Below are 12,424 nucleotides of genomic sequence, written 5' to 3'. Positions count from 1 at the left end.
GCCCCATTGCTGCCGGCGACAAGACAAAGGTCCGTAACACATCCCTTGGAAAGCTCCGAGTTCATCCGACTCGGAGTGCCGATCTTTTGTTCCGGGATGCACAACACCGTTATTTTACGGGAGATAAATGGGTAAAGACACCCGATATCCTTATGGACATTTATGGGATATGTACCATGTAACTTCTTTACGGGCAGCTTCTTATTCGTGCGTTTCGCGGCTTAGTGCAATTCATCTGAACTTATTACCGTCAATTATTTTTTTTGCTGGAAAAGGTTATCGCCATTATGCTTTTTATTTTAAGTATGATCTCCGTATGGCCAGTGACCTGGTCAAGACCTATTCGGAAGATCCGGTCGCACCTTTTTTTAATAGCATAGGCAGTGATCTGGAAAGCAAATACAGACAAAGGAAGAAAGATCGATCGTGGTCCCCAAAATGGACGAAATTCGAACCATTTGGTGGAACAGCTTAAGCTTTTAGGTGAATTAAAAGTTGCTTAAAGAGGTTCGGTTACTTTTTGGGCTAAGAAACCGCAATAAGAAAGTAAACGGCTTTCTTGTTTACTGGAGTTGGCGACCTTAGTGATCTGAATTAAAAAACTCCGGTTACGGGATATTGAATATGCTGGTTAAAAAATGTATTTAAAAAACTGTGATGGGTTGAGGGCTTAGCCTTAAGCTACATTCTTAGGTGTTAAGGTTGCATTGGAAACGCAGATCCCCCAATTAAGCACTTGTCGTACACGAGCACAGATCTGATGTACTTTGGTAATTTAACACCATCGGCATATAAATCCTTCGATATTTTCAAAATCATCAAAGATGTTCAACATGTGATCTGTTCCCCTTCCGTATAAGACCATCAGCTGAACTTTTTTTGAAGCAAAGCACGTAAAGGTTCATCGTACCATTTGAAACAGGCATAGGCTACTGCGATAAGAACGCGTTTTTAAAGTTGGCCTTTCCCCAACGATCACCATGCGAATAGCCGATCAAAACACCCGAAAGCAGGAAAAAGAGATCGACAGCTAGGTAGCTATGATCGATGATCTGCTCCATATGGCTTGCCTAATGGGCTTCAAAAATATGAAAAGCGACAACGATTATAGCAGCAACGCCGCGCAGGCCATCCAATATTGGGTAATGTGGTTATTTGACTTGACGGCATCCGTTGGTTTTATCAAAAGCTAAAATTAATGATTTACAACGAAGTAATTAATTACGTTTCGTTTTCGTTAAAGAACGCCATCACCAACCCCGGACTGAAGGTGAATAGTGAATGGCCGCTGATGCTAACGACGTCCAGCCACACTTTAACAAAGCCAATCTCAGCCATAGTTTATTTTCCTATCAGATCGTTTTAAAAACGTTCTGATAGCAAGTTCTGTTTCTTTTGGATTACACAGAAAAATTTGGTGATGGGAATGTCGTATCTCTTTTACCAAACAGCCCGTACATTCTTTTTTGTAACGCTGCAATTCTACTCTGTAATATTTGTACCAACGCTTTGTGCATTCTTCTGCGATCTTTTTATTGGCATTGTCAAGCAGAGAATAAGTTCTAAAACGCTCGGGGGCTGTTGGCGCATTGTTATAGATAGCCAACGATGGACATTTTATTCCTTTGTAAGTAATAGTTTTTACAGATCTTAATACTTTGTCAAAAGCAATATCTGATGTGGTGTCTTGTACAAAAAGACCATTTTTATCAAATTTACCCTGCGCATTAAGTTCGCCATCTGGAAAGTCAAAGCGATGCGTTTTGAGATCGAACTCTTTTATGTTTTTTATTGTTGGCACAAAACCACTATCAGGCTGTGGTTGTTTAGGATAGGGGGCTAAAAGAGCATCAAAATTGCCAGCGTGGTTCAAGGCAGCGTCAAGAATATAATTGCAGAAACTTTGTTTGGATATTGTCTGGCAAAAGTTGATAATTCGTCCCCAGCAATTGAGTGACCAATAAGAATTACTTTTTTCAACCGCAAACTGTCCATCACTTTCAAGATGTCCAGCAATAAAGTGTCAGTGTTAAAGCCAGTTTTTATTCTTTCCGAGTTTCCAAAACCACGTCTTGTTAAACCATAAACGTGAAAGTTGTTGGTGAATTTTGGTGCAAATTGTTCAAATATATGTGCTGTGTTTCCAAGTCCAGCTAAAAAGAAAATTGATTTTCCTTTTCCACCCCAGTCAAGTACTTCTAAACTATTATCGCTAAAACCTTTTACAAAAAATGTTTTGAATTTTTTCTGCGAATAGCCGTTTGTTGATAGTCCAAAACAAAGAAAAAATAAAAATATTTTTTTTGAGATCATATTTTTAGGGTTGTCTTTAAAATAGTTGCTAAGGCGTAGAATTTCGCTGTTATCTGCTATAGCAAATATGCAAATTACAGCTCTATATTTTTTATTATCAATAATTTATACCACGCCAGTTCAAGTGCCCTCTCAAATGTATATTACTCCCGCCCCATTCCTATGCTTTGTGTTCCTGATCCACAGAAGTTTTATCATTTAACCCATCAAGCATGGCTTGCCACCAGGTGGTCTTCCTTTCGGCCAGGATCGTGTTTATCCTCTCGCGTAAGGTTTCGGAATACAATAATAACGCTGCTATTTTTCTTCCGATGACCCTGGCACATACGAGTTGAAGATAATCATGCTGATCGGTCGCGTACATTTCCATTGTGTCAAAATGTTCCTCATAGATGTCGCCGGAATAGAGGTCGAAATAGACTCTGATGATATGCTCGATGTCGCTGATGTCTTTTGTTCTTTCCGGCCTGTCATTGTTGGATATCAATTTTAGCAGGATGATCCCTTCCATTGTACAGACCTTAATGGCCATATCCTCATTTATCTGGATAGCACTAGCGAAGGGATAGATCTCTAAAAGACCTGGCATGTTCAGGACGAAGGCAGGGTCAGTGAGTTTGACATTCCTATCTGGTCCTTCGATCGCTCCAAATGGTAACAGATCGACCTCTATCGCTTCGTGATAATACAACTTCACCGCTTCGGTCTCATGCGCGGTGAACTGCCCGGTAGCGACCAGACCGGCTTTTAATTTGTTAAATTGCCCCTCATCACTGATCAGGATGGCGAGGTCTACGTCATTTGTTTTGCGTAGCGCTATTGCGTCCGCCTCGGCTGATAAATGGATATCGCGGGCAACTGCCCCGACCACATAATAATCTATTCCAAAGTCCGTAAAAACGGCTTCCATAGCTTTTAGCATCTTAGCGATACTCGGGTGTAAGATGGGCTCAGTCAATATATTTTTGTTTTATGCGTTCTGCGGTCTCCCGGTTGCGGCTGTCGAAGTTTGTGATGAGGTCAGCATAGGCCAAAATAGGCGGTACGGTGTTCCTATGCTCCATGTTCATAGCTTCATCATCTTTCCAGAATTGTTCCAGTAACTCCACATTTCCATTGGGATCGGGTACAAGTTGCATTTTTTTCATCAGTGCGGCTTTGGGTGCCAGGGTATATATCGTGAATTTTTCAGGCCGCAAATAATTCGTCAATATGGCCCCCGCGTTCTCACCGCCCCATTTGATCCCTGCTGCATCGTGTTCTTCCCAATTGTAGTTCAGATCTTTTTTGATATATCTGAAAGTGCCCAGCATTAATTTGGGGCGTAGGGTATTCTTGAATGCTTCGGCCCACCGGTCGATCAGTTTCTCCTTATAAGCGAGGAATTGCCCATTGTGGCCACCCAATAAATACCCCTCTTTTTTTAATTCCTCCAATAGGGCGCCGACATTTCCCAACGCGATGCCTGCATCTTCTGCTATTTTCCGATAAGGCAAATTCAACAACTCCTGTTTTAAAAGTATCGCAAATATGAATTTTAACCCGGCGGCCTTCCAGAGTTTTCCTTCTGCCGGAAGCCGTATCTCCGTTACCGGTTGATCGTTGATGTAGATAAATAGCCCGCCGGCACGAATAAAACAATTGCCAGCGGCATCCAAATAATTATATTGGAGGTTCTTTAATTCTTGTTTGAGTGGCTTTGGGATGTACTGCGCGACCAACAAATGCTCAGTTCCTGCCAGGTATTTTTGTGGTAGAAAGTTCCGCACTTCATTCTTGATATTTGTAATAAAGTGTACCCGCGCATCGCCGCTTTGTATCTCTATTTCGGCATCTGCTCTATTATCATATCCGTTAACTTGAGTGGGTAGAATATTGATATCAAGGCCCGTTAAAAGCCTCAGCTTTTCGGTTGCATGATATAAGATATGATGTCCCTTTTTGTTCATTAATGTAAAAGTGTTCATGAATCATAAACAGTCAAATTTAGTGAACATCTGAATAAATATCAAGCTAATTTAATTATCTGTTCATTTTTTTATGCAAGTTCGTGATTCATGTTCAGGTATCAACATTACTCCGTGACCGCGGAGGCGTTCGCGGTCGGCTTTCCCAACCTGTTTTAGCAGCATTTTGTCGTCCCGCAGCGGTCAATAGATCGATCAGTTCTTTCTGATGGTCTGTAAATTCAGCCACCACCGTTTTCCGTCCAACTGGGTCCCCGGCCAATGTTTCATTGCCATATATTTGGTAGCTTTAAGGTCAATATCCATCATCTTGATGGACAGCTCGCCCAGCCATCCTTGGTTTTATCAGCGACATTTCTTTTCCTGGATTGATCGCAGTCACTTTCCGAAGAAGCGGCAAATAACATCGATGATAGCTATTAAGGTGATCCAGACAGGCCGCAATATTTAAAACGGTCGTTTCCAGCACTGAGCTTATTCAGCATATTCCTCCATACATTGGTCCTGACGGGATAATTAAGATCAAAGTTGATTTACCACTGATGCCAACCACCGCGTCGATCAATTCGTGGATGGGATGGATAACACTGCTCCCGGCCTGAATTTTCCTGTCGGAACATCGCCTGTTTGTCAGATCTGGACGTACAAAGTGCGGAACTTCTACCTGGTGCAGCTTCGGCCCTATACGGTGCAGCGGTACGAACGTCACCTTGCTTGGAGAATTCGCTGATCATTGTATGAGGCGCTACCCGAACCAGGGTGGCACTGTCGCCGCCGCCCTGGAGTTCTCGTTAACATACCTATATTCACATTATTTAATAGGTCGTATGGAAACTGGGTCCGTTGATGTATGAGGTCTCGAGAACAGAAGTAGAAATGCGGATATCCACTTAGTATCGTCATATTAAGCACTATTTGAGTTTCTTTTGCATCCGGAGCAAGAATGCCTCTTTCATCTCATCAATGTAGACCGTGGGGCTTGACCTGCCGCAGAGCCACTCATAGGTGTCGTAGAAATTACCCAATGATACGTTGAATGAGCGTTCAATGAACTTGGCGATGCTTTTTAGGTTCTTCTTGCCGAACGCTTCGGTAGCATGCCAGCTGTAGATCAGCTCGATCAGCGCACATTTGGTCTGCTTCCAGTCGAAATCGTAGAATTCCGCGTCCAGTTGGGTGATCGTTTCCCTTTGATTGATCCTTTGGATGGACTGCTCCAGGTGCTCCTGCAACAGCTCATTGGCCAAGACCTGGGCAAGCTTATGGTCATGGGTCGTACTGAAGGCCGGGTCGAAATCGATCATGCACTGGTCGGGGTCGAGATGGACATCGTAGGTGCCGCGGACAAAATACTGCTCGTCCAGGTAGGTCGCCTCTGTCCGGACATATTGATAAAAAGACAGGTTGCTTTCGAAGAAATGCTGGATGATCCTGATCTCGTTATGGAGGTAATCACACACCAGCTGGCCTTCGCCTACCGGTTTGCGGATCTCCAGGTTCAGGAGGGATTGGTGAAAGATCAGCTGGGCCTTGAACTTGGGCTTTATCTGTTTGAAGAAGACGATCTCTTCCTGCGGTGTGCCGGGGCCGTTCAGCTTACAATGCTCTTTTAGTTTTCGTAGATATTTTAGGCATACATGGATGGAGCGTTCCATTCTTTTGATCGCTTGCTCTTCTTCGAGCACCAGCGCATTCAGGTCCCTGGTAAGGTCCGCGTAAAGGCGATCACTAATTTTGGTTATCATCGGAATAGCGATTAGTGAAGAAGCTTTGCCACCCGCTAACAGAAACGGGTGTTTCGAACAAAGCTATTGCGTATCAATTTTCCATAGGCATCATCATCATGGGAAATAGGTTTTATTGAGGTAATTAAGCATTTTTTGTAACAGGTCACGAACGATCGCTGCGGCCGACTGGTCGTTGTCGTAGAAAGCATGGTTAAAGCTTTTTTGAGAGATATGGGATCGTTTTTTGGTCCTGAAGTGCGCCGTAAAGAAACAGGTGATCATCGCTACATTCTCGATCGGGAAACAGCCGGCCTTATAGAAGATCCGGATGAACATAGCGAATTGTGGTACCGATAAATTCAGCGGTAATTGCCAGGCCGTTGGCGCGGGTTGAGCAGGCGCGTTGGCTTGTTCACTAAGCCAGCTAAGGGCCATCTTATCGATCGGGGCCAATTCAGGATACAGGGCTTTGTCGGGATCAACATACACAGCTGAAAGCATATCGATCTGCTGCCGGAGTATGGAGCCCTTCTCTTTCTGGCCACCTGCGGCCGCAAGCGAACTGAGTATCGACGTGCGGTACCAGTTGTAAAAATGCAGAGAGTTAAGGTTCTGCCGGAACAAGGCACGGAAAAGTGCGTTCGTATCTGTTCCCAGTTCCGGCATTACGAGTTGGGAGGTCATTTCGATGACCCTTTGGCATTGATCTGCCCTGCGATAGGAAAGCGTACCGGATGATGGCTTGGAGAGCAGCTCGTCCACCGATAACACTGCGCTGCCGATTAGCATTTGGTCGATCGGCGTATCAGCGCAGTTCCTGATATCCTGGGCGATCTCGTTCACTCTCTTTCGAACCAAGCCGATATAATAGCTTGTAGCAGGATGGTCGATATCAAAGTACAGGTAGGCACGATATCGGAGAAAAGTAATGATATCCTCCAGTTCAGCTGCGATCCCCGTATACAGGTTTTGATAAGCATGCCCGTCCAGATCTGAGGCGGCCGATCTGGTCAGTGCCAGGCCGGCCTTATCGGAAAGCCGGATGATAACTGCCTGATGATATTGAACGTATCGTTTCAGCACCAGTTCACGTAAATTACTTAATAATTCACGTATCCAAAGCGCTTTCAGGGAGGAACACATCGCCTTTACGCCGGCCAAAAGTTCCGGGTAGGCCAAGGCATCGTCTATCCTGTCCGAATTCAGAATAGCATCGATATGTTCTTCCAGTGCATTGATCTCCGTTCTAAGCAAAATAAAAACAACTTGGTTTCCGTGTAGTTAATACGATCAGGTGATAACAGGCTCGGATATCTATCCTTTTTGGCCTGTTCATACTAAATGACCAACCTTTTATGGTCGAGGTGCGTATTAACTGTTGTAATAATGGTCATCGTGGTATTGGTTGGGTCAGTACCCAGGCTCGTATCGGCGGTCGGGTTAACCGACACCGTGTGTCCTTTGAAGTCACATATGGTATTGACCGTTCTGTTTAGTTTTTTTGGTTTTGTACTTTTCATGGCTTTAGTGTTTACCCAAAACTATTTGGGCTTAAAAGCCACCTGAACTTTATTACACGAAGTGGCCTTTGGTCTATGCAGAAAGCAAAAAGTGAAAATCGGATGACTACGAAAGCTAGGGTTCTTCTTCATGTTTCCCTTTGGCTGATCTTCATTGGATACGAGGTCGCCTATATTTACTTCACTGTCGGTGTGAATGCAAGTGTAGGCCACTTTGCCGTTTATTATGCGTTGAATATTGCGCTATTCTATGCTCAAGCGCACCTGGTATTGGACTTTGCATTTTTTAGGACGAACAGGCCATATATTTTCGCCTTAGGACTGACCTTTGTAGAACTTGTGGCCTATTTCTTCCTGAAACTTTTATTGGATTATCTGAGTATGAGGCCAAATGCCTCTATATCCGGTGTGCTCATCCAAAACCGCCAGTTCCTTTTGGCGAATCTTTGGCGTGGAATTTACTTTATCGGGTTCAGTATCGCTTACTGGTCTATGCGATATATGCTTAGGTATAAAGAACGAAACCACCGCATTGAGACCGAACAATTAAAGACGGAAGCAAGTAAACTGGAACTGGAAAATAAGTATATTTCGGTGGAGAACGCCTATTTGCAGAACCAGATCAGCCCCCACCTGCTGTTCAATTCGCTGAACTTTATCTATACCAAAGTATATAAAGGTTCGGAAGAGGCAGGTAAAAGCGTTTCTTTGTTGTCGGACCTGATGCGTTATTCTTTGACAAGTACCGACGATACTCGGACCGTAACCCTTAGGCGCGAACTCGAGCAAGTGCAGAACCTGATCGAACTTTGCAGGATGCGTTTCCCCGATCATTTTCATCTGAAATTCAGGAAACGGGGAAAAATGGCGCAGCTACAGATCATCCCACTGGTCCTGATCACCCTGGTCGAGAACATGATGAAGCACGGTGACCTGGGGGATGCCCGTAGCCCGGCATTGGTACGTATAGAAGTTCAGGACGGGCATATTGAATTTGAGACCAGAAATAAGAAGAAGTTGACGAAACTATATCCGGCGAGCGGCCTCGGCCTGAACAATATCAGGAAACGGCTCGCTAATTTTTACCAGGGGCGTTACCGCCTGGCAGTAAATGAAGACGAAGAGATATTTACGACACATCTAATTATCGAACTATGAATATCACTTGTTATATCGTCGATGACGAACCGGGGGCCATTACCTTGCTCTCCGAATATATCGAACGCACACCCGGACTGGAATTGGTCGGCACCGCTCTGGACCCCTTGGTGGCATTGGACCGGCTGACCGGCGCAAACGCTCCGGACATCACTTTTGTGGATGTGGATATGCGGCTGCTATCCGGGCTGGAGCTTGCCGGAATGGTTAACCTCTACACTACGGTGGTCTTTACGACCGCATTCCAGGAGTACGCCTTGCAGGCCTATGAAAAAGAAGCGTTCGATTACCTCCTGAAGCCGATCACTTATGAACGCTTCGCCAAATGCATCCAGCATGCCAAACGTAAGAAAAAGCTGTCGGTCAAGAACAATTACCCGATATATAAGGACTTTTTCACCATCAAAAGCGAGATCAAAGGGCGGGTGGTCAAGGTCAAATTCGATGAGGTGATCTACATCGAAGGTGCGGTCAATTACATCATGGTCCATACGGCCGAGGCTAAACATATGACCTACCTGACCATGAAAGAGATCGAGCAGCACCTGCCAAAGCCGCTATTCGCCCGTACCCACCGGTCCTTCCTGATCAACGTTAATTTTGTAAAAGTGATCGAACGCGGGCAGGTCAGGATGGAGAACGGCGATACGCTGGCTTTGGGCGGCCATTATAAACAACGTTTTCTGGATATGATGGATGAACACCTGGTCAGGACGGAGCGTTCTGCTTTGCGTCCGACAGGCTCCGGCCTTTGACCGACAATAAGTATTTATGGATAAAGTAGTAACAGATCATTTCCTGTTTGCGGGATTCGTCGGTAAATATCCGGTTCAGGTGCATATGGACGATACTGTACAGGTATTCTTCATCCGGCCTTGGTCCCATGTAAGCACGTATCGTTTGGAGGCTGGAGGCGAACGACCGGCCGGACTTTGCGGAACCGCATAACAAGCCGGGGTCTTCTTTTCGAAAAGCCATAAGTATGCCCGGCGCTAATTCCCGGTATTTTTTGTCCAGGCCGACCTTGATCGGGACATTCGCGAACTCGGGGAGAAAGCGTTGGAAACCCAACTGCGTGAACCTGATCTGGTCATCCTGTCCGGTGAGGAAGTGGCTCACCAATATATAGGTAGAATAGAGCGCATAAGTGTGTAAGGCCGGTGATCCTACCTTTTTGGAATGCCGGAGGTAATTCAAGGTCAGTTCGCTGCTGGCAAAAAAGAACGCCTCGGTATTTTCGATGCCGCCGGCCCTGTAGCGTTCTAATTCCCGGCTATACACATCGATCTGGAATTCCCTGATCACATGTTGCCGGATACCGTTTTCCAGTTTATTTTTGAAGGCCAGCAAAATATCATTGATCGCATCAGGTTCGACCTGCAAGCGAAGCCGGATATGTGGTGCATGGTCCTCATAACGTATAAAGAACCATTTGCGGACCTTATGGCCGCCGTAGGCTTTATAAAGCAGGGGACGCAGTCGTAACAGTAGACGGTTCACTCCGGTCCTTGGGGCATATATTTTTAGATAAAGCCAGGATGAACCGGGCAAGAACTTCCGGCGCTCTTTGCCCTTGTCATTCGAGAACAGGCCGGTCTTAGGCAATTCCAATGCCTCTTCCGGCAAGAGGTAAGCATTATACTGCTTTACAACGTCCTGTTCCGGGAACTCTTTAAGGATAGCCTCCTTCCGGTTGCGGATGCAACTTTGAAAGAATAGGACGTCCTTTTCACTTTCGCCATCGAACACTAATTCCTGATCGCCATCTGCAAGTGAATAATAACGGCAAAGCCCTATCCTGTCCCTCCATTCCCGGAAGGCTGCTATGCCACGCTCAGCCCCCGAGGACAAACCGTCGATCTGTTCGCTGTTCAATACCCAAATGGCCAAACTGAGTATGGTATTTTTGTACTCGACCCTTGGGTATGAACTGAGCCCCGGAAAGAGCTGCCGAAGATCCAGGGCCAGGCTTGAACGAGCGTACTGGTAGGAAAGGTCCGCCAGGAACCGGAATAAAGGTAAGCGGTTAAGGCTGTGATTATAGGCAGAGGTCAGCCGCGGGATAACGGCCTTTTGATGCCTTTCCGAAAAGAGAATTATCTGTGACCCCACGATCGACAAATAAAGATCAGAAAGTTGGAGTTGTTGTTCACGGGGAAGACGGGAAGCGGCGGTGATCGGTAATTCATACTTGTAAATATGGTCCCGACGGTTGATATTATCGGTATGCGGATCTGCCAAATGGAGTAACTCCGCAAAGATCACCTCCGGGTTCTGCTCTTCTAATTGCCGGGCCATTTCTTGAGCTGCGGCCGCGATCGCTTCATCGGCGAGCGTGAACCTGCCCATGAGGGCCGGCGCGTTGATACCCCCGGCATTCTCGATCAATACCTGGTCCTCGGTGAGGCGGAAGAGGACCGACATGCCCAATATCGGGTTGTCAGGGGCGTTTTTCCCCGCACGTTCAAGCAGCTCATCATTGATGCGTACAACGTTCTGCCCCGGGTCCATCCGAAGCCAGGCCTCCATGATCAGGCTATGAGTCGTCGACCAGTTTTGGTTGGTGCCCGGGGAAGATAGGTAAGGAATGTTCAAAGTCTCCAGCAGCGGATTGTTTCTTTCTATTTCCGGAAGCTGATAGCCGATGCCGGCCTCCGGGTCAAGTGCCAGGAGCAAAGGCAATGTTTGCCCCTCGAAATGCTTGTTGAAGGCAGATACGAATCGCTTTAACTCAACAGGACGGTGGTCTTGCGTTAATGAACTAAGGGCATGCAGGCCCTCACGTAGTTTTTTCCGGACCGATGCCCCGACCGCATCGCCGCGGTTGTCTTCTTTCATGATGATGCTTAATTTCTCCGTGGTATCGGACAGAGCGGGCAAAAGGCCGCTAAGCAGGCCCTCGAGGCGATCGATGGCCGCCGGGCCGATGGTCGTTGAAGATATGTTCAGTCCTTTGCTCAGCGACTGAAGCTGTTCCATGTTTCTCCCCCCTTCCGGCAGGCTTAGTATCGTCGCTGATTGCCCCTTCCCGGTAATGTTGAGCCGCCCGTGATCCACCAAAAATCGAGCGTCTATCAGGAAAGCGGTATAGTCAGCTGCCTCGGATAATTCGCATGCTGCCGCTGCTGCGATATGGGCTGTAATGTCAGTTCTTTGCCGGGGTGTTCTGCAATAATTGCTCAGGCCCCCTAAGATCCTGGTAAATGCGATGGATTGGAGCTGGTATTCCCGTTGTTGTCCGGCCTCGTTCAGCCCGGTCCGCACAAAACGGTACTCATTCATCACCCGGTAGAGCGTGGGGTTGCACTCATATTTTGCCTTCGCGCTCCCGGTTAGCTGCTCCTCCAGTTGGACAAGGAGCGGCATAGCGGTATGGACATTGGCCATAAGTGCGGAACGATCTTTGTTCTCGGAACAAGTACCCCTCCATTCGATCAGCTGCACAGCAGAGAAAAGCCCGAAAGGGGTCGGGCGGTAGCAATACCGGTTAATATATTTCTGCAACGTCAGGGCTTCTTTGGATGACAGTTCCGACCCTTCGCTTAAGTGCTTTTCCAGCTTAACGTAAAAGACCGGTGTGGCAAGCCGCACCGCTGCCATAAACAGCGGGTCTTCTAAAAAGAAAGCAAGGCCCTTGCCATAGGCAGCGGGGCTTTGGACAGGCCTGCGTAACAGCATCTTATTGAAAAAAGAATACTTCATGATGTCGTTATAGTAAATGTAGGGTCTCGATGAAAGA

The 12,424-nt window shown here is 46.5% G+C and carries 10 protein-coding genes; 2 read left to right on the top strand and 8 right to left on the bottom strand.

What is annotated here, in order from left to right; translation table 11 throughout:
• Window positions 1-929: 929 nt before the first annotated feature.
• From BC343_RS31850 to BC343_RS30395, 7 genes are all read right to left on the bottom strand, one after another.
• Window positions 930-1,061 (bottom strand): hypothetical protein, encoded by a 132-nt coding sequence (locus BC343_RS31850; protein WP_262493485.1) that lies wholly within the window; start codon window positions 1,059-1,061, stop codon window positions 930-932.
• Window positions 1,062-1,330: 269 nt separating this feature from the next.
• Window positions 1,331-1,873, bottom strand: a complete 543-nt coding sequence (locus tag BC343_RS30420) for a hypothetical protein (protein WP_078351584.1) — start codon at window positions 1,871-1,873, stop codon at window positions 1,331-1,333.
• A complete protein-coding gene (locus BC343_RS30415) occupies window positions 1,870-2,313 on the bottom strand; it encodes an alpha/beta fold hydrolase (RefSeq protein ID WP_078351583.1) in 444 nt (147 codons plus the stop codon). Before BC343_RS30415 ends, BC343_RS30420 begins: the two co-directional genes overlap by 4 nt.
• A gap of 160 nt (window positions 2,314-2,473) precedes the next feature.
• Window positions 2,474-3,223 (bottom strand): hypothetical protein, encoded by a 750-nt coding sequence (locus BC343_RS30410; protein ID WP_143822410.1) that lies wholly within the window; start codon window positions 3,221-3,223, stop codon window positions 2,474-2,476.
• 40 nt (window positions 3,224-3,263) lie between these two features.
• Entirely contained in the window at window positions 3,264-4,262 is a 999-nt protein-coding gene (locus BC343_RS30405; RefSeq protein ID WP_162276981.1) for a type IV toxin-antitoxin system AbiEi family antitoxin, read from the bottom strand.
• Window positions 4,263-5,191: 929 nt separating this feature from the next.
• Window positions 5,192-6,025: an RteC domain-containing protein gene (locus BC343_RS30400; protein WP_078351580.1), complete on the bottom strand. Its 834-nt coding sequence runs from the start codon at window positions 6,023-6,025 to the stop codon at window positions 5,192-5,194.
• 96 nt (window positions 6,026-6,121) lie between these two features.
• Window positions 6,122-7,261, bottom strand: a complete 1,140-nt coding sequence (locus BC343_RS30395) for a hypothetical protein (protein WP_078351579.1) — start codon at window positions 7,259-7,261, stop codon at window positions 6,122-6,124.
• Window positions 7,262-7,719: 458 nt separating this feature from the next.
• Between BC343_RS30395 and BC343_RS30390 the strand changes: the two genes are divergently transcribed.
• Both BC343_RS30390 and BC343_RS30385 read left to right on the top strand, forming a co-directional pair.
• Window positions 7,720-8,685, top strand: coding sequence for a sensor histidine kinase (locus BC343_RS30390; RefSeq protein WP_162276980.1), 966 nt, complete (start codon window positions 7,720-7,722; stop codon window positions 8,683-8,685).
• A complete protein-coding gene (locus BC343_RS30385) occupies window positions 8,682-9,440 on the top strand; it encodes a LytR/AlgR family response regulator transcription factor (RefSeq protein WP_078351577.1) in 759 nt (252 codons plus the stop codon). The genes BC343_RS30390 and BC343_RS30385 overlap by 4 nt, the downstream gene beginning before the upstream one ends.
• Here the strand turns inward: BC343_RS30385 and BC343_RS30380 are convergent.
• Window positions 9,394-12,387: a lantibiotic dehydratase gene (locus BC343_RS30380; protein ID WP_162276979.1), complete on the bottom strand. Its 2,994-nt coding sequence runs from the start codon at window positions 12,385-12,387 to the stop codon at window positions 9,394-9,396. The two genes, BC343_RS30385 and BC343_RS30380, sit on opposite strands and share 47 nt — an antisense overlap.
• Window positions 12,388-12,424: the final 37 nt, after the last annotated feature.

Origin of the sequence: Mucilaginibacter pedocola (assembly GCF_002013915.1) — a bacterium.
In the GTDB taxonomy this organism is placed as follows: domain Bacteria; phylum Bacteroidota; class Bacteroidia; order Sphingobacteriales; family Sphingobacteriaceae; genus Mucilaginibacter; species Mucilaginibacter pedocola.
Note: the sequence above shows the minus strand (reverse complement) of the source record. Positions and strands in the feature narration are given on the sequence as shown.